At 45.3% G+C, this 25,186-nt stretch carries 24 protein-coding genes; 18 read left to right on the top strand and 6 right to left on the bottom strand.

Going from position 1 to position 25,186, the window contains the following annotated elements:
* Positions 1 to 28 precede the first annotated feature (28 nt).
* Positions 29 to 1,042: a LacI family DNA-binding transcriptional regulator gene (locus tag OAG1_RS19530; protein ID WP_338622418.1), complete on the bottom strand. Its 1,014-nt coding sequence runs from the start codon at positions 1,040 to 1,042 to the stop codon at positions 29 to 31.
* A gap of 249 nt (positions 1,043 to 1,291) precedes the next feature.
* Between OAG1_RS19530 and OAG1_RS19525 the strand changes: the two genes are divergently transcribed.
* The 4 genes from OAG1_RS19525 to OAG1_RS19510 all read left to right on the top strand — a co-directional run bounded on the left by OAG1_RS19525 (position 1,292) and on the right by OAG1_RS19510 (position 4,973).
* Positions 1,292 to 2,638: a 3-deoxy-7-phosphoheptulonate synthase class II gene (locus OAG1_RS19525; protein WP_152783206.1), complete on the top strand. Its 1,347-nt coding sequence runs from the start codon at positions 1,292 to 1,294 to the stop codon at positions 2,636 to 2,638.
* A gap of 126 nt (positions 2,639 to 2,764) precedes the next feature.
* Positions 2,765 to 3,658, top strand: a complete 894-nt coding sequence (locus OAG1_RS19520) for a DMT family transporter (protein ID WP_338622417.1) — start codon at positions 2,765 to 2,767, stop codon at positions 3,656 to 3,658.
* A 194-nt stretch (positions 3,659 to 3,852) separates the two neighbouring features.
* Positions 3,853 to 4,383, top strand: a complete 531-nt coding sequence (locus OAG1_RS19515; protein WP_338622416.1) for a hypothetical protein — start codon at positions 3,853 to 3,855, stop codon at positions 4,381 to 4,383.
* A 44-nt stretch (positions 4,384 to 4,427) separates the two neighbouring features.
* Positions 4,428 to 4,973, top strand: coding sequence for a hypothetical protein (locus OAG1_RS19510; RefSeq protein ID WP_338622415.1), 546 nt, complete (start codon positions 4,428 to 4,430; stop codon positions 4,971 to 4,973).
* On the opposite strand, the gene OAG1_RS19505 is transcribed toward OAG1_RS19510, so the two are convergent.
* Complete coding sequence (locus OAG1_RS19505; RefSeq protein WP_152783214.1) at positions 4,970 to 5,581, bottom strand: LysE/ArgO family amino acid transporter; 612 nt, start codon at positions 5,579 to 5,581, stop codon at positions 4,970 to 4,972. The genes OAG1_RS19510 and OAG1_RS19505 overlap by 4 nt on opposite strands.
* Before the next feature lie 91 nt (positions 5,582 to 5,672).
* Between OAG1_RS19505 and OAG1_RS19500 the strand changes: the two genes are divergently transcribed.
* The 7 genes from OAG1_RS19500 to OAG1_RS19470 all read left to right on the top strand — a co-directional run bounded on the left by OAG1_RS19500 (position 5,673) and on the right by OAG1_RS19470 (position 13,999).
* Positions 5,673 to 6,575: a LysR family transcriptional regulator ArgP gene (locus OAG1_RS19500; RefSeq protein ID WP_338622414.1), complete on the top strand. Its 903-nt coding sequence runs from the start codon at positions 5,673 to 5,675 to the stop codon at positions 6,573 to 6,575.
* A 35-nt stretch (positions 6,576 to 6,610) separates the two neighbouring features.
* Positions 6,611 to 7,756 carry a glycerate kinase gene (locus OAG1_RS19495; protein WP_152783218.1) on the top strand — a complete coding sequence of 382 codons (1,146 nt, stop codon included), beginning with the start codon at positions 6,611 to 6,613 and terminating at the stop codon, positions 7,754 to 7,756.
* Between the two features lie 51 nt (positions 7,757 to 7,807).
* The gene (locus OAG1_RS19490; RefSeq protein WP_338622413.1) at positions 7,808 to 9,787 is read left to right on the top strand and encodes a DNA topoisomerase III; all 1,980 of its coding nucleotides are present in this window, start codon (positions 7,808 to 7,810) and stop codon (positions 9,785 to 9,787) included.
* A 12-nt stretch (positions 9,788 to 9,799) separates the two neighbouring features.
* A complete protein-coding gene (locus OAG1_RS19485) occupies positions 9,800 to 10,591 on the top strand; it encodes a pentapeptide repeat-containing protein (protein WP_338622412.1) in 792 nt (263 codons plus the stop codon).
* A 526-nt stretch (positions 10,592 to 11,117) separates the two neighbouring features.
* Entirely contained in the window at positions 11,118 to 12,104 is a 987-nt protein-coding gene (locus OAG1_RS19480; protein WP_221075067.1) for a TRAP transporter substrate-binding protein, read from the top strand.
* Positions 12,105 to 12,176: 72 nt separating this feature from the next.
* Positions 12,177 to 12,704 carry a TRAP transporter small permease gene (locus OAG1_RS19475; RefSeq protein WP_338622411.1) on the top strand — a complete coding sequence of 176 codons (528 nt, stop codon included), beginning with the start codon at positions 12,177 to 12,179 and terminating at the stop codon, positions 12,702 to 12,704.
* A gap of 11 nt (positions 12,705 to 12,715) precedes the next feature.
* Positions 12,716 to 13,999, top strand: a complete 1,284-nt coding sequence (locus OAG1_RS19470; protein ID WP_338622410.1) for a TRAP transporter large permease — start codon at positions 12,716 to 12,718, stop codon at positions 13,997 to 13,999.
* Between the two features lie 68 nt (positions 14,000 to 14,067).
* Here OAG1_RS19470 and OAG1_RS19465 read toward each other — a convergent pair whose 3' ends face one another.
* Positions 14,068 to 15,633 (bottom strand): AbgT family transporter, encoded by a 1,566-nt coding sequence (locus tag OAG1_RS19465; protein ID WP_016402344.1) that lies wholly within the window; start codon positions 15,631 to 15,633, stop codon positions 14,068 to 14,070.
* Between the two features lie 363 nt (positions 15,634 to 15,996).
* Here OAG1_RS19465 and OAG1_RS19460 point away from each other — a divergent pair, with 363 nt between their 5' ends.
* Complete coding sequence (locus OAG1_RS19460) at positions 15,997 to 16,416, top strand: 2TM domain-containing protein (protein WP_338622409.1); 420 nt, start codon at positions 15,997 to 15,999, stop codon at positions 16,414 to 16,416.
* A gap of 202 nt (positions 16,417 to 16,618) precedes the next feature.
* A complete protein-coding gene (locus OAG1_RS19455) occupies positions 16,619 to 17,749 on the top strand; it encodes a GGDEF domain-containing protein (protein WP_152783228.1) in 1,131 nt (376 codons plus the stop codon).
* Between the two features lie 3 nt (positions 17,750 to 17,752).
* Here the strand turns inward: OAG1_RS19455 and OAG1_RS19450 are convergent, their stop codons facing one another.
* Positions 17,753 to 19,120, bottom strand: coding sequence for an alpha/beta hydrolase (locus OAG1_RS19450; RefSeq protein WP_338622408.1), 1,368 nt, complete (start codon positions 19,118 to 19,120; stop codon positions 17,753 to 17,755).
* A 68-nt stretch (positions 19,121 to 19,188) separates the two neighbouring features.
* Positions 19,189 to 19,938, bottom strand: a complete 750-nt coding sequence (locus OAG1_RS19445) for a helix-turn-helix transcriptional regulator (protein WP_016402340.1) — start codon at positions 19,936 to 19,938, stop codon at positions 19,189 to 19,191.
* Between the two features lie 113 nt (positions 19,939 to 20,051).
* Between OAG1_RS19445 and OAG1_RS19440 the strand changes: the two genes are divergently transcribed.
* The 5 genes from OAG1_RS19440 to OAG1_RS19420 all read left to right on the top strand — a co-directional run bounded on the left by OAG1_RS19440 (position 20,052) and on the right by OAG1_RS19420 (position 22,861).
* The gene (locus OAG1_RS19440) at positions 20,052 to 20,357 is read left to right on the top strand and encodes a hypothetical protein (protein ID WP_338622407.1); all 306 of its coding nucleotides are present in this window, start codon (positions 20,052 to 20,054) and stop codon (positions 20,355 to 20,357) included.
* Between the two features lie 35 nt (positions 20,358 to 20,392).
* Complete coding sequence (locus OAG1_RS19435) at positions 20,393 to 20,773, top strand: hypothetical protein (protein WP_221075058.1); 381 nt, start codon at positions 20,393 to 20,395, stop codon at positions 20,771 to 20,773.
* 29 nt (positions 20,774 to 20,802) lie between these two features.
* A complete protein-coding gene (locus OAG1_RS19430) occupies positions 20,803 to 21,609 on the top strand; it encodes a DUF2145 domain-containing protein (protein WP_338622406.1) in 807 nt (268 codons plus the stop codon).
* A 126-nt stretch (positions 21,610 to 21,735) separates the two neighbouring features.
* Complete coding sequence (yiaA, locus tag OAG1_RS19425; RefSeq protein WP_040307316.1) at positions 21,736 to 22,185, top strand: inner membrane protein YiaA; 450 nt, start codon at positions 21,736 to 21,738, stop codon at positions 22,183 to 22,185.
* Between the two features lie 148 nt (positions 22,186 to 22,333).
* A complete protein-coding gene (locus OAG1_RS19420) occupies positions 22,334 to 22,861 on the top strand; it encodes a DinB family protein (protein WP_338622405.1) in 528 nt (175 codons plus the stop codon).
* Between the two features lie 61 nt (positions 22,862 to 22,922).
* On the opposite strand, the gene OAG1_RS19415 is transcribed toward OAG1_RS19420, so the two are convergent.
* Positions 22,923 to 25,142: a glycoside hydrolase family 3 N-terminal domain-containing protein gene (locus OAG1_RS19415; RefSeq protein ID WP_338622404.1), complete on the bottom strand. Its 2,220-nt coding sequence runs from the start codon at positions 25,140 to 25,142 to the stop codon at positions 22,923 to 22,925.
* Positions 25,143 to 25,186: the final 44 nt, after the last annotated feature.

Raw genomic sequence — 25,186 nt, 5'->3', positions numbered from 1 at the left:
TTAAGCACTAAGGCCTTCGCTAAAGATCTTAAGATTTAACTGGCGCTGTGCTTTGGCGTTGCACCAAGTGAGTTGGCAATAACACTTGTGCTTGCTCGGGTGCTTGCTCTTTCATTTGCTGCATCAATAAACTTACTGATTTTTCGCCCAGTTCTAGGCAGTCTTGCGCAACAGTGGTAAGCGGTGGATTGTAAAACTCACTGTCTTCGTGGTTATCAAAGCCCACTACTGATATATCTTCTGGCACTTTAATGTGGCGCTCATTGAGGGCGCGTAACACACCTAAACACATCTCATCATTAGCTACCAGTAACGCTGTAAAATCGTGGCCAGCATCTAGCAAATTTATCGTAGCTTGATAACCGCTACGAGCATTCCATTTACCATGAATGGTATGTACTGGTTTAAGCCCGGCATTTTCTAAGGTGTTGAACCAACCTGTTTCACGCCAATGAGCCACACAGGTGTCTTCGGCACCGTTTATTAGGGCAATCTTAGTATGGCCTAAATCGATAAGGTGCTGCGCAGCGAGGCTAGCCCCGCCAACTTGATCATGAGATACCTGCAAGGCTTCGCTGGTTTTATCAAAGTCGATGAAGATGCAAGGGGGCAAATTACCGCGTTCTAGAATCTGTTTGATCATCGTGTGGGTCACCGAAGTATTGATGATCAACCCATCAACCTGTTGACCAAGCAGTTCGTCGATAGCTTGGTTGCAAGCATCTGGATTTAGCTCATTCATGGTTGAGATTGATAAGGTGAAACCTTGCTTCGCTGCTTCTTTACGAATGCCTTCTGCAATTTTAGAAATAGCGTGTAAGGAGATATCAATTGAGACAAATCCTAAGGTGAGAGACTTGCGACGCGCCAATTGTTGAGCCATGCGATTTGGCAAGTAGCCAGAGTCGGCAATGGCTTTCTCAACTTTAATACGTGTCTTTTCAGCAACTTTGGGTGACTTTCTCACCACGCGAGCTACCGTTTGATGAGATACGCCTGCTACTTTGGCTACGTCTTTTAAGGTTGCTGATGCTTGTTTCATAGGTTTCATAGAAGTGGTTATCTTGTTGATCATGCTAACAAATATGCCGTGCCCTCCCTATGGGCCAAAGCGTAGATTTGTATGAAAATGTGAGCTGTTTCAGTTGTTTTTTTTTGTTGTTATTTACGTTTTATTGTTGCGCTGAAGTAATAAAAAATTAAGCTCGCATAAAAAAACTAAAATTAGCGCTTTTCATGCGCTCTAGAATGCCTATTATGGGAGTTTTTAGAGCACTCTCGGGAACGCAACATGACGCAATGGACACCCTCAAGCTGGAGAGACAAACCAGTAAAACAATTACCTACTTACCCTGATCAAGAAAAGCTTCAACAAACCGAGAAGTATTTGGCTGATCAGCCGCCGCTAGTTTTTGCTGGTGAAGCACGCGCTTTACGTGAAGACTTAGCCAAAGTAGCCAAGGGTGAAGCATTTTTACTACAAGGTGGTGATTGTGCTGAGAGTTTTGATGAGTTCCGTACCAGTCATATTCGCGATACCTTTAAAGCGCTAATGCAAATGGCAGTGGTGTTAACCTTTGGTGGTCAAAAACCAGTGGTTAAAATTGGCCGTATTGCTGGCCAGTTTGCTAAGCCGCGTAGTGAAGACATGGAAACCATTAATGGTGAAAGCTGGCCTTCTTACCGTGGTGACATCATCAACGCCATCGACTTCAACGAGAAAAGTCGTGTGCCTGATCCGCAGCGTATGATCGAAGCTTACAACCAATCAACTTCAACCTTGAACTTGCTACGTGCCTTTGCTCAAGGTGGTTTAGCCGATTTAAACCAAGTACATAAATGGAACTTGGACTTTATTAAGAAAAGCCCACTAGGTGAGCGTTACGAAGCTTTAGCTGGCAGCATTGAAGAGTCACTGGCCTTTATGAGCGCCTGTGGTATTAACCCAGCTACCGCGCCTCAGTTGCGTGAAACCAACTTGTACACTTCGCACGAAGCTTTGTTGCTTCCTTACGAGCAAGCTTTAACACGTTGTGACAGCCTTACTGGTAAGTGGTACGACTGTTCGGCGCACATGTTATGGATTGGTGATCGTACTCGTCAAATCGACCATGCTCACATCGAGTTCTTACGTGGCGTAGAAAATGCGATTGGCCTCAAAGCCGGTCCTACTACTGACCCAGAAGAGCTATTACGCATTATCGATATTATTAACCCGAATAACGAAGCAGGTCGTTTGAACTTAATCGTACGTATGGGCGCAGATAAAGTGGCAGACCACTTACCTGCATTAATTCAAGCGGTTGAGCGCGAAGGTAAAAACGTGGTGTGGAGCTCAGATCCAATGCACGGCAATACCATTAAAGCGCCAAATGGTTACAAAACGCGCCGCGTAGATGACGTACTACGTGAAGTTCAGCAGTTCTTCCAAATTCATAAAGCCGAAGGCACCTACGCGGGTGGTGTTCACTTTGAAATGACTGGCCGCAACGTGACCGAATGTGTCGGTGGTGCTTTCCAGATCACTGAACATGATTTAGCCCAGCGTTACCACACCTACTGTGACCCACGCTTAAATGCAGACCAAGCTTTGGAATTGGCATTCTTAATTGCTGACCATATTAAAGCCGCTCGCTAAGCTGTTTGCTTACTTGCTAAAAGCCACCCTTGGGTGGCTTTTTTTTTGTTGTGAGCAATTATCGGGTCGCTTGTTAATTTAGTTTGTTGCACACTGCATTTTTGATTTAAGGATTAGGGAAGCTAAATGGAACTAGCCAGTGTTATTCGCTTGTTGTTGCTCTCGGCGATTTGGGGAAGTTCGTTTTTGTTTATGCGTATTGCTGCGCCAGTGCTTGGCCCCGCCATGCTGATTGAGTTGCGGGTGGGTTTTGCGGCATTGTTTCTATTGGTTGTGGGCTATTTCTTAAAAAAGAAACTGCAGCTTATACAGCACTGGCGGCACTACTTCATCTTGGGCTTTTTCAACTCCGCCCTGCCATTTTTATTGCTGGCCTATGCAGCGCAAACTTTGTCGGCTTCTTTGCTGTCTATTCTTAATGCCACCGCACCAATATGGGGGGCTATAATTTCTGCTTTATGGCTGCGCCAAGCGTTACCGGTGAAAAAGGTCTGTGGCTTACTGATTGGTGTAGTGGGCGTCGCTATTTTAGTGGGGTTTGATAATGCCAGCCTCGAGCCTGGCGCTAAATTGGCTATTGCTGCGTCTATTGGCGCGGCAGTGTGTTATGGCATTGCCAGTAGTTATGCACACTCGGCGAAATCGGTTGAGCCTTTTGCCAATGCGCATGGTGGCATGTGGGCGTCAACCATTTTGGTATTGCCCACCTTGTTGTTTTTTCCGGTCGTTGAAACACCAAGCAGTTCTTTGTTGTTGTCGGTAGTGTTTTTAGGTGTGGTGTGTAGCGGGGTGGCTTACTTACTCTACTATCGCTTAATTAGTGATGTTGGTGCATCGTCGGCGTTAACGGTTACTTTCTTAATTCCTATTTTTGGCATTTTCTGGGGCAGTGTGTTTTTGCAAGAAAGCATTGGTTGGAGCACAGTCGTGGGCACCATGGTTATTCTGTTGGGGACCGCCTTAGTCACCGGCTTTTCACCTCGACAAGTGTTTGCCGCGCGTAAATCAAAAATGCGCTAAGTAACAGGCCCTAGTAATAAATCAAAGCCCTAACCATACTTAAGCTCAAGCGAAGGTAAGAAATGCAAACCGCTTAAAGCAGGTCTTAGTTGATAGGTTCTAAGTAACAAGGCCGCTAAGCAACTAAGCGGGCAGCTAGCAGAGGTGCTTGTTGTATCTTAGCGTGAGCTTCTTAGTGGCGAAGGGAAAGGGTTATGGCTTGGTCAATCACACGTACGCAAGTGTTAGTTTCTATTGGATTGCTATTCAATGTGGTGGCTGCGCTAATGACCAATTTTTATATCGACCGAGTCAGCCAAGACGCCCACAAATTGGTACAGCAACAAACCGCCAACGATAACCTAATTAGACAAACTTGGTTGCAAATAGATGCTTTAGAACGCAAACGTGAGCTTATTTTAAGTTTACTCACCAGTGCTGCTCACAATCAGCAAACCATTCCGTCCCAAGTTCAAGCTTTGCTGCAAAACGATTTAAAATATTGGTTAGATATGGCGTCGTTGTCTCCTCTTGATCTAGAGAATCTTCCACTCTTAGATGACCAGATCGCTAAAGCCCAAGATCAACAACGTAATCGAATTGATAATTGGTATTTGCAAAATCTCGATTTGATGGATGATTACACCGAGCAAATGGGCTGGATCTCTAGCCTACGTAACTTAGCTTTGTTTCTGCAAATTATTGGCTTGGCGCTAATTTTAGCCAGAGACTTAAGTAGGCATTGATACCAATCACACTAACTCGTTAATAGCAGTAAAGGAGTGACGCCATGGCCGATGTAGGGCATCAAGAACAGCTAGATACTATCGATAGAATTAGCGTGAGCCTCTATCGTGTTGGTTGGTTATTACTGTGTTTTAGTTTTGCTGCTGCGGCCTATAAAGCCTTGGTGCTTAGTGTGATGTGGCAGCCCTTGTGGTTATTGGCTGCAGCCATTGCATTACAAGCCTTTAATTTACACTTATATAGCAAAGCTATTCGTTATTTGGTGCAAGGGGCTGCGTGGCTGGGGCTATGGTTAGCAATGGCATTTTACCTGTGGCATTGGCCGGTGCTTTCTCATGCCGCGCTGGCTTGTTTCTACTTGGTGGTAGGTGCCTTGGCATTTAAAGAGAGCTTTTGTTTTCAATTAGGCTGGCTACGTTGGTTGGGCGGCTTGTTAATTGTTGACTACCTATTGCGTTTTGGCCCTTGGTTAAGCTTGCGTGGTTTGTTGTTATTGAGCATTGCAGCGTTGGCTATCTATATTGCTTACCAGAAATGTCGCCAGCCAATGCACTACGACATTGGCAAGCGGGAGAACTATCAAATTTAGCCAAATACAAACTTGAGCAAGTAAATGGCTAAACCAAACATCATTAAACCAATTAAGCTGTCAATAACTTGCTGGGCGCGCGGCTTGGCTAACCAAGGGGCTAATTTAGCTCCTAATAGTGCTAAACCAAAGAACCACAAAAATGAAGCACTCACTCCGCCGGCGACAAACATAGGCCGCTGTTCCACGCTAATGTTAGCGGCAAATCCACCCAAGATTACGATTGTATCGATGTAGACATGGGGGTTTAAAAAGGTAAAGGCGCAGCAGGCCAGAATAATCGCTTTTACTTCATGTTTAGCTTCACCTTGCTCCAAGCTGCTTTCACCCCGCCAAGCGCGTTGTAAACACTGAAAGCCATACATCATCATAAAGCCAGCGCCTAGTATGCTAATGGTGTACAACAACCAAGGGTAGGCGCTAAACAGTTTGGCGCCGCCCCACACCCCTAAACACATGAAAAACACATCGGCCAATGAGCAAAAGCTTGCCACTAACAAGTGATGGCGACGACGAATGCCTTGGTTTAATACAAACGCATTTTGCATGCCGATGGGCATGATCAGAGTTGCCATTAAGCTAAGGCCGGTGAAGTAAGTCGCAATCATTAGTTAAGCTCGTCAAAAACAATGGCAGGACTATAACCATAAGATCTGCTTTAATATATCTAATAATTTTAATGCTAGATAAGTTTTACTAATGAAGCTGAGTGATATTGATTATAAGTTGTTAAAAGCCTTGGACTCGGTGTTAAGTGAGCAGAGTTTTGAACGAGCCGCTCAACGTTTGCATCTTACTCAGTCGGCTATTTCTCAGCGGATTAAAGCGCTAGAGAGCCAAGTGGGCCAACCTTTGTTAATTCGCTCTCAGCCGCTTATGCCTACAGAGTTAGGCCAGCAATTGTTGGGGCATTATCAGCGCGTAGTACAGCTAGAAACTGAGCTAGTTAATCAGCTTAATGTAGATGAAACTCGGGTGCAGGCTTTGCCCTTAGCGGTTAATGCCGACAGCCTTGCTAGCTGGCTAATTCCGGCACTTACACCTACCTTGCAACAGCAACGAGTAGAGATGAATTTATACGTTGAGGATGAATCGCGCACTTGGCAACGCATGCGCAGTGGTGAGGTGTTAGCCTGTGTCACTAGTCATGCAACACCTGTTGCTGGTAGTGATAGTCACTTCTTGGGCTACATGGAATATTTGTGTGTGGCTACACCTGATTTTGTGCAGCGATTTTTTCCAAAGGGAGTGAACAGAGACAGCTTAAGCCATGCACCGGGCATGTCGTTTGACCAGCACGATGATATGCATATTCAATTTTTGTTAGAGCATTTTTCTTTAAGCCCAGGGCAGTACCCTTGCCACACAGTACGCTCTTCTGAAGCCTTTATGGAGCTGGCTTTAGCCAGTGGTGCCTATAGCCTTAACTCAAGATTGCAAGTGGCTAAACATCTGGATGATGGAAGTTTAATTAACCTTACACCTAGCCTACAAGTTAGGGTGCCGTTGTACTGGCATCACTGGCAATTAGCAGGTAAGTTAATGAAACAACTGAGTGAGCAGATCCGCAGTTATACCCAAGATTGTCTGCCCCAGCAGTAACTTGCAGCCAGCCTATAGATTGAAAAGGAAAGCCGATGAAGATAGTAATTGCGCCCGATTCATTTAAAGAAAGCCTAAGCGCCATGGAAGCGGCCGAGATGATAGAACAAGGCTTCCAGCAAGTATTTCCCGATGCCGAATATTGCAAGGTGCCTTTGGCCGATGGTGGCGAAGGTACCGTGCAAGCCATGGTGGATGCCACCAATGGGCAAATCATGCCAGTGTTGGCCGCCGGGCCACGTGGTAATCAAGTTGAAGCTTTTTTTGGTGTATTAGGTGACAAGCAAACCGCGGTAATTGAAATGGCCGCAGCCTCAGGTTTGCACCTTGTTGAACCGGCCTTGCGAGATCCGCGTAAAACCTCTAGCTATGGAACTGGCGAGCTGATTAGCGCCGCCTTAGATGCTGGGGCAAGTAAGCTAATTATTGGTTTGGGTGGCAGTGCAACTAACGATGCTGGTGTAGGTATGTTGCAAGCCTTAGGCGCGCAGTTCTATGACAAATTCAACAAGCCCTTAAAACGTGGTGGTGCCGAGTTAATTGATTTAGAAAGCATTGATATCTCGGGCTTAGATCCTCGCTTAGCCGATGTAGACATTGAAGTAGCCTGTGATGTAGACAATCCACTGTGTGGCGAACACGGTGCTAGTGCGGTGTTTGGCCCACAAAAGGGCGCAAGCCCCGAGATGATTCGCCAGCTTGATGCCGCTTTAGGCCGCTTTTCTTCGGTAGTATTTAGCCAATTTGGTATTGATATTATGCATGTTGCTGGCAGTGGCGCTGCTGGTGGTATGGGCGCAGCCTTACTGGCATTTATGCAGGCTGAATTACGCCCCGGTGTGCAAATTGTTACCGAAGCCGTGGACTTAGCGGCTAGTTTAGAAGGGGCGGATTTATTGATCACCGGTGAAGGGCGAATTGATAGCCAAACCATTGCCGGTAAAACCCCCTATGGCGCAGCGCAAATAGCCATGCAGTTTGAGGTGCCGGTGATTGCTTTAGCGGGGGCGATGCTGCCCGGTTATGAAGTGGTGCATGAACACGGAATTGATGCGGTATTTTCGGTAGTGCCGGGGCCTTGCGATCTTTCTCAAGCATTAAGCGAAGCCGAGCAAAACCTATTTGTCTCTGCTAAAAATGTGGCTGCTACCCTCAAACTTAGCCAACAAATGCTTGGCTAAGTGTTAAAAGTGACTACAATAACTGTATAAAATCACAGTTGTTGTAGTCCATTGCGTTTATATATTGCCGAAAAACCCAGCCTTGCTCGCGCCATCGCCGCGGTATTGCCTAAACCTCAACAAAAGCATAATGGCTATATTCAGCTGGCCAATGGCGATTGCGTTACTTGGTGCATTGGTCACTTGTTGGAGCAAGCCGAACCAGAACATTACGACGCCAAATTTAAGCAATGGCGCTTAGAACACTTACCTATTTTCCCCGACAAATGGCAGTGGAAAGCCAAATCTAAAACCGCTTCGCAGCTTAAAGCGATTAAAAGCTTAGTGAAACAAGCCAGCAGTATTGTACATGCAGGTGATCCAGACCGTGAAGGCCAATTACTGGTGGATTTAGTGATTGAACACAGCAAAGCCAAAGTGGCACTTAAACAGCAATGCCAGCGCTTGTTGATTAGTGATTTAAACCCAGCGGCAGTAAGTCGCGCCTTAAAACAGCTAAAATCCAATCAAGAGTTCTCAGCACTTTCTACCTCTGCATTGGCCCGCTCGCGCGCCGATTGGTTATATGGCATTAACCTAACTCGCGCCTATACCCTAAAAGGCCAGCAGCAAGGTTACTCAGGAGTTCTGTCGGTTGGGCGAGTACAAACCCCTATTTTGGGTTTAGTGGTACGGCGTGACCAAGAGATCGCCGAATTTGTTAGTCGCCCCTATTACCAAGTAGAAGCCCATCTGCACACCGAGCAAGCAGAAGCTTTTACCGCGCTGTGGCAACCTAGTGAAGCTTGCGAACCTTATCAAGATGATGAAGGGCGGGTGCTTAGCCGGCCTTTAGCAGAGCATGTGGTTAAACGAGTGAATCAGCAAGCGGGCTTGGTGCAATCACTTAAACAGCAAGATAAACAACAAGCGCCACTGCTGCCTTACAATTTATCCAGTTTGCAAATTGATGCAGCCAAACGTTTTGCTTATAGCGCCAAACAGGTTTTGGATATATGTCAGGGTTTGTACGAACGACATAACTTAATTACTTACCCTCGCTCCGACAGCCGTTATTTACCCAAACAGCATCATGCAGAAGCGCCTAAGGTGGTAGCTGCTATTCAGGCTAATAGTCAGCACTTAGAAAAGGCCTGTGTAGACGCCGATTTAACTAAACGCAGCAAGGCTTGGAATGATGCTAAAGTTGATGCCCACCATGCGATTATTCCTACCGAAAAACGTTATGCAGTGGCGAAATTAGGTGAGGCCGAACGCAATGTGTATGAGCTGATTGCCCGCCAATATCTACTGCAATTTTATCCGCATTATCAGTACGCCCATACCGAGGCCAATATTGTTATTGCCGATGGGCACTTTAAAGCCACCGCTAACCAGATTAAAGAGCTAGGTTGGAAGGCATTGTTTCCGCAGAAAAAGTCGGCAGAAGACATGGCTACTCTGCCGCCGCTAAAGCAAGGGCAAGTGCTGCAGTGTGTGGATGCTAAAGTACTAGATAAACAAACCCAGCCTCCAAAAGCCTTTACCGATGCCACCTTGCTAGCCGCTATGACCGGTATTGCTAAATACGTGCAAAATCCCAGCTTAAAAGCGGTGTTAAAAGATACCGATGGCTTAGGCACCGAAGCTACGCGAGCAGGCATTCTTGAACTGTTATTTAAGCGTGGCTTTTTACTGCGTCAAGCCAAACAAATTCACGCCAGTGACAGTGGCAAGGCATTAATCAATGCGCTCCCTGCGTTGTGCACTTGGCCAGACATGACCGCCCACTGGGAAACCCAGCTTAATGCCATTAGTCAAAAAGCCCAAAGTTACCAAGGTTTTATGCAAGGCATGCAAGGCCAGCTGAGCCAATTGGTTGAGCAGAGTGCCAGTGTTAACGCACAGGCTTTTGCGGGTTTGGCTAAACCTGCAGGCAATAAAGCTTATCGAAAAAAGCGAACTAACAATAAAGGCGGCAGCCGAAGCTATACCAAGCGCGCAGGAAGTTCAGCCAAAAAGACCTCACGCAAAGCTAAGCCTGCAGCATAAGGAAGCATCGCTATGACAGAACCTACCACCCTGTTGGCAGCCAAACAGCCTGTCGAATATCTGTTCGAGCCAAGTGATAACGAGGGCTTAGTTGAGCATCGTCAATTCTGTGAATTAGACTGGAGCATGCTTGAGCAAGCTAACCTTAGCTTTAGCCAGTGTATTTTTGTGGATTGCGATTTTAGTGAAGCGAATTTAACCGAGCTGAGTTTAGAACGTTGCCAGCTGTTTAATTGTAATTTTAGTGGGGCGGTTTTAACTGCAAGCCGATTTATTAACTGCAGCTTATACGACCGAAAACGCCAGCGCGCTTGTGACTTTAGTGGTGCAGACCTTTGCCAAGCCGAGTTTAAGGCCTGCGATATTTCTACTGCTAACTTTAGCCGAGCAGAGTTATTTGATGTTGTGATTGAGCACTGTCATGCGCAAGGCTGCCGCTTTGAGTTTGCCGACTTCTCCAAGGCCGTGAGCAGAAAAGTAGTATTTAGTGCTGCCAATCTTAGCCATAGCAACTTTAGTTTGAGCGATTTTGAAGGGGTTAACTTAGCTAAGTGTGATTTACATGGCTGTAACTTGAGTGAAGCGGTGTTAAACCGAGTAAACCTTGAGGGCGCCAATCTTAGCGCTAGCATATTTTCGCCAAGCACGTATCAAGGTTTACAGTTGTTTCAAGCTGATTTACGTGATGCTGATATTGCCGGTATTGATATACGCCAGGTAGATTTGTCTGGGGTAAAGATTTTTAGCTGGCAAATGGAGGCCTTAATAGAAAGTTTAGGGATGGTGGTGTATCCCGATAACTAGCCGATTAAATTTCTTTACATCATAAAGTAATACTAATCTGTGGCGTGGCTCTTAGTTTAGCTATTACTCTTCTACTCCTTTCGTCTATTTGATGTGTTGTTCGCATTTACTTTATAAATATTTGCTATCCAGCTTGTCTAAAATCTAATCATTAGCAATATTGTATTACCAGGGTCTGTTGTTCTTTGGTGTTGAAATTTTGTTCGAGATAAGCGGGCTTTAATCGCGGCGAGCACTTAGAAGCCTAGTGGGCTAAGTAAGAAGTGCTTAACAAAGAGTAAAGTTCGCTTATTCGAACCCTTCGGGCAGCATTTCTTAGCCATTTATTCAGCGTTAGCGAGTGATTATTAAGCCCACTTAACTGCACACTCACTGCCTTGCCTAAATGGCTAATAAATTGCTGCAAAAACCATCAGCAAAGATCAACAGACCCTAGTGATTGGCATTGCCAATCTATGCGGCTCGCTCAGCTGTTCCAAGGTTTGGATTGTGCGCGCGTGAATTATGGATGATTTGGAGACGGGACATGAAACAGCGTAACAAAGCGTTACTTTCGGCTAGTTTACTAAGTTTGGCACTAGGCTTAAGTGTTAGCGCACAGGCTACAGAGTGGAAAGGCTGGAATATTCACAAGGCGGGTTACCCAAACACCGTGGGCATGGATAAATTTGCTGAGTTGGTCGAGCAGAAATCCAACGGCGATTTTAGTATTAAAATGTACCATGCTGGCGTATTAGGCAATCAACCCGACGCTATTGAACAAGTGCGCATTGGCGGCTTAGAAATTGGCAACTTTAGCCTTGGCCCTATTGGCCCGATAGTGAAAGAGGCTAATGTATTATCGCTACCTTTTGTATTTGACGATGTCGCCCATATGCACAAAGCGATGGACGGTGCAGTAGGCGATCAAATTAATGCCGCTATGGAGAAAAAAGGCTTAATTAGCTTAGCTTGGTACGACGCAGGAGCGCGCTCGTTTTATAACTCCAAAAAACCGATTACTCAACCTGCAGATATTACCGGCATGAAAGTGCGGGTGATGAACAATGATTTGTATTCTGGCATGGTGTCGGCGCTAGGTGGCAACCCTTCTCCAATTGCTTATGCAGAAGTGTATCAGTCGCTTAAAACCGGTGTTGTTGATGGTGCCGAAAATGGATGGCCTGAATATGAATCGATGGGACATTTTGAAGTGGCCGGTTACTACTCGTTATCACAACATCTAATTATTCCCCAGTGCCTATGTGTAAATGCCAGTGCATTCCGACGTCTGCCAGAGGCGCAGCAGCAAATGTTAATAGAAGCAGCGCAAGAGTCTGCTCAAGTGCAGCGAGATTTGTGGGCGCAACGCGAAGCATTTAGCCGAGACAAGGTCGTTAAAGCTGGCGTTAAGCTAAACGAAATTAGCGAAAAAGAACCTTTCCAATTAGCGATGCAACCAGTGTATGACAAGTATTTGGGTGAGAACCCAGAGCTTAAACCTTTGGTTATGTTGATTAAAAACACTAAGTAATCGAGTTCTCGTCGCCACCTTTAATCAGTGATTTGATTGAGGGTGGTGCTTTTTTGTTATTTAGAGGTGCTTATGTTTGAGCAAGCTGATGCGCTTAAGCGCTCGCGCTACGATCGGTTTCTTGATTACTTAAGCCAGCTTAGCTTGTTAGTGGCAGGGATTGCTTTAGTGGTGCTAACACTAACTTTTGGCTGGTTGGTGTTTGGCCGATATGTGCTTAACTCCACACCCACTTGGGTAGAGCAACTATCGCTGTTGCTGGTGGTGCTGATTGCATTTTTAGGAGCCTCGGTTGGTATTCATAAAAACACTCACTTGGGCGTGTCTTTTTTTTACGACCGCAGCCCCTTTTGGTTGCAGCAGCTATTCCAGCTAATTTCGCAACTTTCTCTGGCCATATTTGGCTGCGTAATGATGGTAAACAGTTATCAACTAATGCTGTTTAAGTGGGGTTCTGACATCCCCTTGCTGGGTGTGCCTGAAGGGATTAGAGCAATTCCCATTATGCTGTGTGGCGGCTTGGTGTTGCTCTATTCAATTGGTCATCTCATTCATTTATTTCATCGGGTAAAAGCGGCCCTTATGCGCTTGCGGTACTAAAGGATTAGGTTATGGGTTTAGTTATTTTGATGGCTGTGTTTGTAATTGGGGTGATTATTGGCACGCCAGTGGCGTTTGCTTTAGGCATTGCTGCGGTCTCTGCTTTTGCTTACGAAGGATTACCGCTGCTAATTGCGTTTCAGCGGATTACCGCTGGCATTAGCGTGTTTTCTTTAATGGCTATCCCGTTTTTTATTTTTGCTGGTGAATTGATGTTTCATGGCGGTATTGCCATGCGCTTAGTGCGTTTTGCGTCTTCGGCGGTTGGAGCGGTGCGTGGCGGCTTAGGTGTAGTGAATGTTATGTCTTCAATGTTATTTGGCGGCATTTCGGGTTCGGCGGTGGCCGATATCTCTGCATTAGGCTCGATCCTCATTCCAGTAATGAAGAAGAAAGGTTACGACGAAGACTATGCAGTGAATGTAACGGTAACGTCTTCGATTGCCGGCATTATGATCCCGCCTAGCCACAATATGATTTTGTATGCAGTGGCAGCCGGCGGTGGTATTTCTATCTCCCAGCTGTTTTTAGCCGGCGTCGTGCCTGGCGTATTAATGTGTGTATGTTTAGCAATTACCGCTTATATCGTTGCGGTAAAACGCGGCTATTCAGCGGAAAAATTCCCCGGTTTTGTGGTGCTGTTTACTCACTTTGTCGTGGCCTTACCGGGTTTGCTTACTGCAGTAATTATTGTGGGCGGGGTATTGTCGGGCGTATTTACGGTGACTGAATCTGGCGCCTTTGGCACTATTTACGCGCTGGTGGTTACAGTAGTGGTTTATCGTCAACTTACCTGGGACAAGTTTAAAACGGCGGTGGTTAACTCGGTGAAAACCACCTCGATGGTGATGGTGCTAATTGCCTGCGCAGCAGCCTTTGCTTACATGCTTACTTACTTCCAAGTGCCGAGCAAAATGATTGATTTTCTTAGTGGTATTTCCGATAACCCGATAGTGATCATTTTGCTGATTAACCTGATGTTATTGCTGTTAGGTATGGTGATGGACATGGCAGCGTTGATATTGATTTGTACGCCAATATTTTTGCCTGTGGCGCAATCATTAGGTATCGACCCTTTGCAGTTTGGCATGATTTTAATGATGAACTTAGGGCTAGGTTTATGCACGCCACCGGTAGGCGCATGTTTATTTGTGGGCTGCGCGGTGGGTAAGGTGCCGATGGAATCAGCAGTAAAATCGATATGGCCGTTTTACATCGCTATTTTGGTCGCCTTAGTGCTCACTACATTTGTTCCGCAAGTCTCCTTAGCCTTGCCAATGTGGTTAGCGGGGTAAGGTTAAAGCAGCATAAAAAAACGCGCCTATGGGCGCGTTTTTAGTTTCAAATAGTGAATTACTTACTGCTACAGAGGTGCTGGGTATACGTAGCTTGCGCCAAGACCCAGTGGTAAACCTAGTGCCCAATAAGCCAGTAGGAATATCGTCCAGAAAATGGCCAGAGCAATAGAGTATGGCAGCATGGTAGCTACTAAAGTACCGATGCCGGTGCCTTTTACGTATTTCTGACAGTACACCACTACTAACGGGAAGTAAGGCATTAATGGAGTGATGATGTTAGAGCTAGAATCACCCACGCGGTAAGCGGCCTGCACTAAGTCTGGTGAGATGTTCATTTGCATTAGCATTGGCACTAGAACTGGCGAAATTAATGCCCATTTAGCTGATGAAGAACCCACTGCTAAGTTAATTAACACCACCAACACAATCATGCCTACAATGGTTGCGGGCGCGCCCATACCAATGGCTTGCAGGAAGTTAGCACCTTTTACCGCCATAAGTACGCCAATGTTAGATTGACCAAAAGCCCATACAAACATCGAGCAGAAGAAGGCCATAACAATGTAGTGGCCCATGGTTTCCATGGTTTTAGACATGGCTGCCACTACGTCATCAGAATTTTTGAAGCTACCGTTTAAGTAGCCAAATACCACGCCTGGAATCACAAAGAAGATGAAGATAAGTGGCACGATGATTTGCATCATTGGTGCGCTAAAGCTGGTGAGCGAGCCGTCTGCGTCACGTAAGCTAGAGCCTTCTCCCCATGCCGCTGCAACCAATAAGCCGATTAAGGCTAACATTACTAAGCTTGCTACACGAAACGCGAAGGTTTCTTGCTTGCTGGTAGAATGCATGTCAGAAGCTACGTCTAAATCGTCGGCTATCGGGCTATTTTTTTGTAGCCGAGGCTCTACGATTTTATCGGTGATGTACCAAATGGTAGCCACAATAGGTAAACAAGAAGCAGAAGCAAAGAACCAGTTATTTAGCGGGTTAACCATCATGTCTGGATCAGACAGTTGCGCCGAGCTTTGGGTAAAGCTTTGTAGTAAAGGATCTAAACCAGAAGGGATAAAGTTTGCACAAAAACCGCCAGATACACCGGCAAAGGCAGCAGTGATACCTGCAATAGGGTGGCGACCCATAGCGTGGAAAATTACCCCCGCTAAAGGAATAACTACCACGTAACCTGCATCGGTAGCCACGCTAGAAATAACGCCAATCAATACTACTGCGGGAGTAATCATTTTGGCTGGCGTTACTTTTAACATCGCTTTTAAGGCTGCGTTAATGTAGCCGGAGCGCTCTGCAACACCTACACCTAATACTGCTACGAGCACTACGCCCAATGGCGCAAAACCGGTGAAGATTTTAACCATGTTGGTCATCCAAGTGGTAAGCCACTCGGCGCTAAGCAGGTTGTTAATGACGATGGTTTCGCTACTGCGAGGATCAATTTCGCTGAAACTTAGATAAGATAGGCCGGCGGAAAGCAGCCATACAAAAAACATCAATCCAAGGAATAGCATTGCTGGATCAGGCAATTTATTACCTACACGCTCAATAGTGTCTAAGAAGCGTGCGATACCGCCCTTATTTGGGGCTGGCTCACTGGTAGTGGTAGAACTCATATATACCTCTAGGTTTTTCTAAACTCTCCGGTTTAGTTAGTTTCGTTGTGGTTAATCACCTAAAGTGACCAAAAAATAAACTTATCAAACCAGCATAGTGAATGAAGCTTCCCTTTGCTTTGATTTGAGTTAATAAATCCTATTTTATACAAAATTGCAGTTTAATGCTTTGTTTAACTTGTTTTTGTTGTTTTTTTGTCTTGGTTTATCCTGCTGGGTGACTGTAGACAGTCGCTATTTTTAGTGTCGCTTATCTTTGAATATAACCTTCTATCGGCGATTTAAACACTCGGTCGCAAAACATCGATAGCCACAAGTTGGCGCGTTATGTTTACTTAAAGTTACATGGGCTAGGATACCAGCATGAACAATAGTTATTCGCCGCAACAGTTAGAACAAATTATTGCTTTGGCCTTACGCCAGCAACAAGACCAGCAAAACTTTGTTAGTGAGTCTGAACTATTTGATATTGCTGAGCAATCTGGATTGGATGCCAAACAAACCGAAGCTGCGCTCAAGTTGTGGCAACAACAGCAGCAACTGCGACGCGCACAATGGAAAAAACTGTTAGCCTTTAAAATCCATGCGGGGAGTTATATTTCGATTAGCTGCATGTTGTTTTTGATTGATTGGCTAACCGGAGGACCATGGTGGTTTTTTTGGCCAATGTTAGGCATGGGCATTGGTTTATTTAGTCATGGCTTAGGCTTTTTAAAAGTATGGCGAAAACTTGCTCAACCCACTCAGGTAGCAGGATTATCGTTTAAAAGGTGTCGCTTTTAAGCGACGCTGCAGCGAAAAAATGAGGGTTTATAACCAAATTTGATATTTTTTCTCATTTATTGACTAGATTGTGTTCAGCCTAGTCGGTGTTTCAGTTAAGCTCCGGAATCAATTTACCAGTGGTAAGGTTTTACCAAATTTAAAGTTCAATTGTTGCTACAGTTTGAAGCAAGGGAAAAATTGAGCTATCGGAGTCAAGAGATTGTTAGAGAAACTCAAAAAGTCAGATTTGTTGCAGCCTTATAGCAAAGACAAATATCAACAGCAGCAAGAGCTGGCATTACCACAAAGCTTACGCTTGGCTTATGTGGTTAGTGCAGTGTATTTAATTTTGGGGATTTCTCACCTTCTGGTTATAGATGAGCCGACTCAGCGTTGGATTTTAGCGAGTATGGCGTTGGTCTCTAGCTTGCTTATTTATGTTAGTACTCGCTATTTACCCAAGATTATTAACCCAGCTACTACCGCGATGCATTTGGTTGTAGTGGCATTAATGCTGGCCAACTCCTTAACCCATATGGCACTCACTGAGGACATTATTCAAAGTAGTACCTTGATGTTAGTCGTTGTTGCAACCGGCGGCTTTATGATAGAACGCACCCTGTTGTTACTGGCCCTGTTGGTGGCTGCCGCTGGCTGGTCTACCTTGGTTGTGCAGATGGACCAAGACACTAACACGGTAGTGCATTTTGCCTTTGGTTTGGGCATGAGCTCGATTGTCGCGCTGATTTTGTTTAGTCACCGTGTTGGTGTATTCAACCAATTGATAAATCAACGTAGACAGCTAAAACATATTGCCGAGGTTGATCAGCTAAGTTTGTGTTTACGTCGTCACGCCTTTGATGAAAAAGCTGAAGCCTTGTTAGCTCAAAGTGGCCAGCGCGCCTTTTCGGTTTTGTATTGCGATTTAGATTATTTTAAGTTGCTTAACGACAGTATGGGCCATGCGATGGGAGACCAAGCCTTACGCCGCTTTGGTGAATTATTGAACACCTTGGCGAAACCCCATCAACTCGTTGTAGGGCGCATGGGAGGCGAAGAGTTTGTATTGGCAGGCTGTATGAGCGAGGAGCAGGCTAGCAATTTAGCGCAACAAATTGTGCAACACCTGGAGGACCTGCATATTGCCCATCCAGAATCATTAAGTTCTATGTACCTTACTTGTAGCGTGGGCGTTGCCAGCTCGGCAATTGATCATGACTTTTCATCCTTGTGTAAGTACGCCGATAAAGCCTTATACATTGCCAAGCGAAGTGGCCGCAATCAATATCAGCTGCACAATCACTACCAGCTTCCGGAAGGAATGAAAATGCCCGCAGACGTGCAGGCATAGCGCTTATTGCATGAATTGCTCAATACTGCGAAGCATTTGCTGATAATAAGGGTTGTAGCTCAAACGCTGTAAATGTGGGGTTTGCGCTAAGTTATGCTCGGTTTTTTCACCTTTCACCACGCTCTTAGATTGCTTGCATTGCTGGTAGCTAGGTAAATCGGCTAAGTAATGGCTGCAATTGCGGTAGTGACCATTTTCCCCATAATGTGGGTTACTGGGTGCATTAATAGTGGCCGTGTGCGCAACGTCTTTTACTGCTGAGCAAGAGGCCGTTGTGCAACTCGGAAACTCTATCATTACCTGACTGTTTAGCGCTTCTGGAATACTGCTTTGTTCCCCATAATAAACTAGGTGATTGGCAGATTTAGCCGCGCCAGTTTGTTTGCTTTGCCATTGACCTAATAGTTCTAGAGTGGCAGCGGTGCTAATGGTTTGGTCGTGTTCGCTGGCAACAACTAGCAAGGGAATATCTGGCAGTGTATCGGCTTTAGCCAAGCGTTTGTTCATGCGTTTCATTAAGCCATGAACTTGAGCACCAGCGTTGTAGGGAAAAGACTCGTACTTAGCAAAATCAATGTCCCCTTCTTTATCTAACCATGTGCTTAACCAGCTAACATATTTTGCCATCCACGCTACGCCGCTGCTGGCTTGGGAGGCAGGAGACCACAACATCACACCTTTAATGGCTGGTTTATTGTCTGGCTGTTCCAAAAGGTGGTTAAGAATTAGCGCTCCGCCGGTAGAGAACCCGCCTAGATAAACCTGCTGATAATCTTTTGCGGTGCGCTCAATGGCATAATCAGCCGCTTGCTGCCATTGCTTATAAGTAACGTTAACTAAATCTGAAGGCGCGGTGCCATGGCCAGGAAGTAGTAGTGTTCTTACATCGTAACCTTGTTGGTAAAAATGCCAGGCTAAATCGTGAAAATGATATGGAGAATCGGTTAAGCCGTGAATGAGCAACACGGCTTTGCTGTTATCGGTGTGGCTAAGTTCAAAGGGGGCAATAAGCTGTACCACTTTTGGCATGCCTAACCACTGTTGTTGCTTGGCGAGTAACTGATAGCTTTGGCTAGATAGCGGGCAGCTCATCATTGCCCGTGGATTACGTTGAGCAATCAGGTTCTGGGCATAATCTAAATAGGCTTGGTAGCTTTGATCTTGAGAATAAGAAAAGGTAGCGGTTTTACTGGGAAGAGCTTGGCGATAGGGAGCTTGTTCAATGTATTGCTCAATTAACTCCTGCTGAGAGTTAATGTTTACACAGTTTTCTGTGGAGTCTTGCGCCATGCTCAACGAGCTAATGCCAAAGCTTACAACCCCTAGCAATAAACTAGCGGGTTTACGAAAAAGGTGGGTTAAACAAAGCATTACTCATCCTTAAAATTGTGGTTCACTTATCGCGATATAGATTAATAGTGTATGCCTAAGCTTTTGGCTTAACTAGCGTTTTTGTTGTCACGGGCGAGCTTTTCAAAGATTGAAATTTCCCATGGCCGCAGCGCTAATAACATACCGGTATGGCGGCGTTTATCTAAGGGTAACGAAGCATCTTGCTGGTTAAGCGTAGCGGCTTCTTTAGTTAGTTGATTAAGTTTGCGTAAAATAATCTCAATAGAGCTTTGTGAATAGTGGCCACGTAGGTAAAAGCGGAAGCTATCGTCGCCGTTAAAGCGTGAATTCATAAACTCGGCCAGTACAATTTGTTCCATGAAGCGCTCTAACGGGCCATTCGGCAGCCAGCGAAAATCCTGAGCGATAAGTAGCTTATAGGCATTGTTTGGTAGCAGTTGGATCATTTTAAGTTTATCCAAGCGCGCCATTAAACGAATGCATTCATGTTCGCTTAAGTCATAGCGCTGAATTATCTCATCGAAGGTCCAAGAATCTCTTACACATACCGCCACCAAAAACAGTTTATGGTCGTCGATAAGCTCTTGTTCTTGTTCACGTGTTAAATGGGTAAGTTTCTCTTTTTCTTGGTCTGCCAGTAGAAACAAGTCAATCAGGTTAAGTTCAACAATGTGGCACATTTCCTCTAAACGCTCCAAAGAGAAACTATTGGTAGAGAACATACGCTTTACGTTGGCTTCACTCATATTTAAGCGCTGAGCAACGTCTTTATAGGTTAAACCTTGTTGGCGAAAAACTTGTTTAAGGGTGTCGCGGATCTGCTTTAACTGGCTCATGGTATACAAATACTATACTTAGTGTTTATTCATAATAAACATAATACAGCGCCGTTTACACTGAATTTCCTGGACTTTATGGTTAATGCGAACTTAACCAGCAGGGAATTATTATGAAATTATGGAAATCAGCTTTTATCACCTCTATCGCCCTTACTAGCTTAAATGCTGTAGCTGTTGGGTCTCTCGAAAACTTAAGTCAATCTGCAAAATATTCTGCACTGGCAGCTTCAGTTGGGGCAGCTGGTAGTGGTCAAGTTGCGGTTAGCGCGATAGCTACTCCGATTATGTTGGTAAGTGGTGGCGTAGCAGAAGTAAGCCGCGGTGTGGCCAGTGGTACGCAACATATTGCTGAAGAAGCTAATGTGCCAGTGCCTTTTGAAATTGGCGACGAAGTTATTGTTGGCGCTGCCCACTAATCTGCTCTTAGTTATTACTACAAAGGAATTATCAAATGAAATTATGGAAATCAGTTTTTATCACCTCTATTGCCCTTACTAGCTTAAATGTTGTCGCTACCGAGTCGGGCCAGAACTTTAATCAATCAGCCAAGCATTCGGCCTTAGCCGGTTCCACAGGGCTAAAAGGCAGTGGTCAAGTAGCCGTGAGTGCTGCCACTACGCCGGTAATGTTAGTTGGTGGCTTAAGTACAAATGTTGGTAGCCAAGTTGGTAAAAGTGCCGCAGAGAGTGGTCCCGTTGGCGCTTCCGTAGCGGTTCCTGCAGCATCGGTTGCGGTGGTAGGGAGCACTGCAACAGTGAGTGCGGCAGGTATAGCAGAGAAGGCAGGAGCGCCTGTACCTTTTGAAATCGGCGACATCATCGTTATTCAATAAGCCAAGATAATAAACATAGGGATATATTCATGAAAACTATAAAGAAACTAATTATTGCCACAGTTTTTACCGTAACGAGTGCTGCCACTTACGCTGGCAGCGCGCCAGCGGAAGATGCCAAGCATCAGCCAGAAGCCATTGCTAAGTTTTCTAAAGAAGTAGAAAAATATGCAGCTAAACATCGAGCCAACGTATTCATTATTGGCCGAGTAGGTCGCCCGCAGGAAGATTTACCCAAAGGCGTGCAATTTACTCACACCGCCTTGGCCGTGTACTCAAACATTACACTCGACTCTGGCGAGACCACCAAAGGTTATGCAATTTATAACTTGTACCAAAACCAAGGGGATCTAGGCCACAGTAGCTTGGTCACCGATTATCCGGTGGACTTTTTCTGGGGAGCCCACAGCTTAAAAGCTGGCATTATTATTCCAAATAAAGAAGTACAAGCTGGCTTATTAGCGCTAGTAAACAATGGTGGTAATCATGTGGTACACAACCCAAATTACTCAGTATTGGCGAACCCATTTGACGGACAGTTTCAAAATTGTACTGAACACACCTTGGATATGTTGAATGCCAGCATATTTGATACCACTGACCGAGAAGAGCTGAAGTGGTTGGCAAAATCAGACTTTAACCCACAGCCGATTAAGGTAAACCGTTTTAAGTTATTTATGGGTGGTTTGTTTTTAGACGAAGTGACCACCAAAGATCACGATGGTACGCCGCAAACAGCCACTTTTACTAGCATTGCGCGCTACTTAGATGAGAAGAAATTATTGGAGCACTCGGTAGTCCTTTATCAGCATGATGCTTATAAGCCTTTACTGTAATTGATTGACCAAGATCTTAATAAATTCAATATGAGAACGAATATGAACCAAGTAGAAAAAGAATTAGGTTATATTAATCAATTGGATAGTAATTCTGCACCGTTAAACTTTAGGAATAATAACGATATGAAATCGCAATCTTTACCAAAACCAACCTCCGCCTTTATTGGTGCCTCTTGGGCCGCGTTGATGCTAGGTGCAGGCGCTTACCTTATTGGCTTGTGGAATGCCGACATGCAGCTAAACGAAAAAGGGTACTACTTTACCTTGTTGTTATTTGGGCTGTTTTCATCGGTGTCTTTACAGAAATCGGTACGTGACAAGCTAGAAGGCATTAAAGTAACTGCGATTTACTACGGCCTAAGCTGGTTCTCATTAGCTGCAGCTGTTGCGCTATTAAGTATTGGCCTATTCAACGCAACGTTAGCCTTAAGTGAAAAGGGCTTCTATGCCATGGCTTACGCCTTATGTTTGTTTGCCGCCATTGCGGTACAAAAGAATACCCGCGACATGGCTTATTTTGCAGACGACGAACCAAGCAAAGCGCTTGAAGCTGAGTTAGAAGAGGAACACTAGTTTTGAGTGACTGTTTTTAGGCGCTGTTTATCAAACCTTGAATTTGATGAACAGCGCCTAAGTCAGCATTATAGGCTTATGGACAACATTCACTGCGAATCACGAGTAAAAGCTATTGTTTGCTTAGCTGCCATTTAAAGGAATAACAATGAGCACTGCTTTTGCGCTAATGGCGCAATACAATCAAGTAATGAATCGCCAACTATATGCTTGCGCTGCTCAACTTAACGAGCAGCAACTAAAGCAAGATAGAAAAGCATTTTTTGGCTCTATCTTTGCCACGCTAAACCATATTTTAGTGGGCGACACCTTGTGGTTACAGCGTTTTGCTATGCATCCCAAAGGGTTTAGTAGTTTAGCGGACATAGCAGCATTACCTCGCCCTAAAGCCTTAAATGAAATTATCTATGAAGACTTCGCCAGCTTAGAGCAAGCACGGGTTGCCATGGACATGGCGATAATAACTTTTGCAGAGCAACTAAGCCCCGAGTATTTACAGCAGGCATTAAGCTACACAAATAGCAAAGGTGAGGCACAGAAAAAGCCTTTTGAGTTGTTGGTATTGCACTTTTTTAATCATCAAACCCATCACCGTGGTCAAGTCTCAACCTTGCTCAGTCAATGTGGAATCGACCTAGGCATGACAGATTTACTATTGCAGATTCCAGATGCATAAAAGCCTCTCAAGCTAGCTTAAGAGGCTTTGTATTGAAGGCGTTGCGTTAACTGGCTTTGATTTACGCTACTTTAAAGTCGGCTGAGAGCAAATCTTCTGCTTTAGACGAAGGCCCAACAAATACTTTAAATGCACCAGGCTCTACCACTTTTTGTAGTTGCGCGTTGATTAAGGCTAAATCAGCAAAGGGCACGCTAAATTCCACTCGTTGTGTTTCTCCTGGTGCTAACTCTACTCGCTCAAAACCACGTAGCTGTAACACAGGAACAGTGACCGAAGCGGCGCAGTCATGAATATATAACTGCGCAATTTCTACACCTGAGCGTTGGCTAATATTGCTGATGTTTACCGACACTTTTAATGCCTCTCCTTGGCTTAGCTCGTTGTTGGCCGCTAAGCAAGGTGTACTAACGGCGAGATCGCTATAGCTAAACTCACTGTAGCTAATGCCTTCACCAAAACTAAATAGAGGCAATAAAGGCATATCAATATAACGTTCTTGATTATCGGTGCGCTCCGATAAACGGGCGTGCCAGCCTTCATATTTGTTGTAGTAAACAGGCGATTGACCCACATGTTGCGGGAAGCTAATGGTGAGTTTACCGCTAGGGTTTAGTTCGCCAAATAGCAGTTCGCTAAGCGCTTGGCCGCCTTTCGCGCCAGGGTTAAAGGCACAAACAATGGCATCGGCGTGTTGTTTTACCCAGCCAATGGTGAGTGGTTTAGAGGCCATAAATACAACAACTAGCGGTTTGCCAGTGGCTTTAAGGGCTTCTAGCATCGCTTGTTGCTGACCACTTAAATCTAGATCGGCGCGGTCGTGAAATTCGCCATGCTGGCTAAGTGTATCGCCAACACAGGCAACGATGATGTCGCTGTTGTTGGCAGCGTTTACTGCACTGCTTATTTCTTCAAACTCAGCTTCGGCTGGTGCTGCACCGCGTACGTAGCTTAGTTCGCAACGTCCTGAATCAGCAGCGGCTTGTAAACCTTGGCGTAAGGTTATGGCGTCTTTTTGGTGGTAACTATCATCGGCTGCGCCCGCTTGCATAGAGCCAAATGACCAATCACCCAGCTGTGCCACAACATCATCGGCGTTGGCGCCACATAATAAAATCTTAGGTTTAGAAGCATCTGATAGCGGTAAAATGCCGTTGTTTTGTAATAGGATTAGCGATTGGCGGCTGGCTTCTAGTGCTGCTTGCCAGTGATCGGCATTACCTAATATTTGTTCTTTCTTACTTAGGTCGGTGTAGCGGAAGTCTTCAAACAAACCTAGTTCAAACTTGTATTTAAGAATACGTGATACTGCGTCGTCGATTAAGGCTATATCTAGCTCGCCATCTTTCACTAAGTCGATGGTATGTTGATAAAATGACGGCGTGGTCATGATCATGTCATTACCCGACTCAACCGCGATCTTTGCAGCATGGCGTAAGTCTTCTGCTACGCGTTGTTTGTCGTGTAGTGAACCAATGTTATCCCAATCGGTAACAATAAAGCCGTCCATTCCCCACTGGTTTTTAGGCACTTCGCGCAGTAACCAACTGTTGGCACTACAAGGTACGCCATCGATTGCTTGGTAACCCACCATTAATGTGGCAACTTTGGCTTCTTTTACCGCTTTTTCAAAGGGCGGTAGGAATAATGAAAGCAGTTTACGAGGAGAGACTTCGGCCTCATAAGCGTCTCGGCCACCGGTAGCTTCGCCATAGGCAACATAGTGTTTGGCACAAGCCAAGATGGTATCCTGTGAAGCTAAGTTATCACCTTGGTAACCATACACGGCAGCAGCGGCAAGCTCTCCAATTAACCATGGATCTTCACCAAAGGTTTCATTTATGCGGCCCCAGCGGCTATCACGGCCTACACATAATACTGGTGAAAAGGTCCAATGTAGGCCACAGGCGCGGGTTTCAATTGCGGTAATACGCGCCATGCTTTGGCTTAGTTGTTTACTCCAAGCACAAGACAAGGCTAATTGCGTTGGAAATACCGTGCCGTTGTTCTCAAAACAATGGCCATGAATAGCATCAATACCAAAAATAAGCGGAATACCAAGGCGAGTTTTGGCGGCACGCTGTTGTAGCTCTTCAACCATTGTGCCGGTGCAGTGCAAATAGCTGCCCACATTCCAGTTCTCAAGTTTGTCGAGGTTTTCTGGCATGTTGGCGGGCAATTGCAGCATTTGGCCCACCTTTTCTTCCACGCTCATTAGCGACAACAGGTTTTCTACTCGCTCGGCTACGCTGAGCGAAGGATTGGTATACGGCTGCGACATGCGGCTGTTCCTCTAGTTAACTTCAATTTGTTGGTTACTCAGAA

Source organism: Agarivorans sp. OAG1 (assembly GCF_037076485.1).
Lineage (GTDB): Bacteria > Pseudomonadota > Gammaproteobacteria > Enterobacterales > Celerinatantimonadaceae > Agarivorans > Agarivorans albus.
Note: the sequence above shows the minus strand (reverse complement) of the source record. Positions and strands in the feature narration are given on the sequence as shown.

Excerpts from the sequence above, each read along its gene's own strand:
- OAG1_RS19530 (WP_338622418.1), bottom strand. The coding sequence starts at position 1,042 with ATGAAACAAGCATCAGCAACCTTAAAAGACGTAGCCAAAGTAGCAGGC.
- OAG1_RS19525 (WP_152783206.1), top strand. The coding sequence starts at position 1,292 with ATGACGCAATGGACACCCTCAAGCTGGAGAGACAAACCAGTAAAACAA.
- OAG1_RS19520 (WP_338622417.1), top strand. The coding sequence starts at position 2,765 with ATGGAACTAGCCAGTGTTATTCGCTTGTTGTTGCTCTCGGCGATTTGG.
- OAG1_RS19515 (WP_338622416.1), top strand. The coding sequence starts at position 3,853 with ATGGCTTGGTCAATCACACGTACGCAAGTGTTAGTTTCTATTGGATTG.
- OAG1_RS19510 (WP_338622415.1), top strand. The coding sequence starts at position 4,428 with ATGGCCGATGTAGGGCATCAAGAACAGCTAGATACTATCGATAGAATT.
- OAG1_RS19505 (WP_152783214.1), bottom strand. The coding sequence starts at position 5,581 with ATGATTGCGACTTACTTCACCGGCCTTAGCTTAATGGCAACTCTGATC.
- OAG1_RS19500 (WP_338622414.1), top strand. The coding sequence starts at position 5,673 with ATGAAGCTGAGTGATATTGATTATAAGTTGTTAAAAGCCTTGGACTCG.
- OAG1_RS19495 (WP_152783218.1), top strand. The coding sequence starts at position 6,611 with ATGAAGATAGTAATTGCGCCCGATTCATTTAAAGAAAGCCTAAGCGCC.
- OAG1_RS19485 (WP_338622412.1), top strand. The coding sequence starts at position 9,800 with ATGACAGAACCTACCACCCTGTTGGCAGCCAAACAGCCTGTCGAATAT.
- OAG1_RS19480 (WP_221075067.1), top strand. The coding sequence starts at position 11,118 with ATGAAACAGCGTAACAAAGCGTTACTTTCGGCTAGTTTACTAAGTTTG.
- OAG1_RS19475 (WP_338622411.1), top strand. The coding sequence starts at position 12,177 with ATGTTTGAGCAAGCTGATGCGCTTAAGCGCTCGCGCTACGATCGGTTT.
- OAG1_RS19470 (WP_338622410.1), top strand. The coding sequence starts at position 12,716 with ATGGGTTTAGTTATTTTGATGGCTGTGTTTGTAATTGGGGTGATTATT.
- OAG1_RS19465 (WP_016402344.1), bottom strand. The coding sequence starts at position 15,633 with ATGAGTTCTACCACTACCAGTGAGCCAGCCCCAAATAAGGGCGGTATC.
- OAG1_RS19460 (WP_338622409.1), top strand. The coding sequence starts at position 15,997 with ATGAACAATAGTTATTCGCCGCAACAGTTAGAACAAATTATTGCTTTG.
- OAG1_RS19450 (WP_338622408.1), bottom strand. The coding sequence starts at position 19,120 with ATGCTTTGTTTAACCCACCTTTTTCGTAAACCCGCTAGTTTATTGCTA.
- OAG1_RS19445 (WP_016402340.1), bottom strand. The coding sequence starts at position 19,938 with ATGAGCCAGTTAAAGCAGATCCGCGACACCCTTAAACAAGTTTTTCGC.
- OAG1_RS19440 (WP_338622407.1), top strand. The coding sequence starts at position 20,052 with ATGAAATTATGGAAATCAGCTTTTATCACCTCTATCGCCCTTACTAGC.
- OAG1_RS19435 (WP_221075058.1), top strand. The coding sequence starts at position 20,393 with ATGAAATTATGGAAATCAGTTTTTATCACCTCTATTGCCCTTACTAGC.
- OAG1_RS19430 (WP_338622406.1), top strand. The coding sequence starts at position 20,803 with ATGAAAACTATAAAGAAACTAATTATTGCCACAGTTTTTACCGTAACG.
- yiaA (WP_040307316.1), top strand. The coding sequence starts at position 21,736 with ATGAAATCGCAATCTTTACCAAAACCAACCTCCGCCTTTATTGGTGCC.
- OAG1_RS19420 (WP_338622405.1), top strand. The coding sequence starts at position 22,334 with ATGAGCACTGCTTTTGCGCTAATGGCGCAATACAATCAAGTAATGAAT.
- OAG1_RS19415 (WP_338622404.1), bottom strand. The coding sequence starts at position 25,142 with ATGTCGCAGCCGTATACCAATCCTTCGCTCAGCGTAGCCGAGCGAGTA.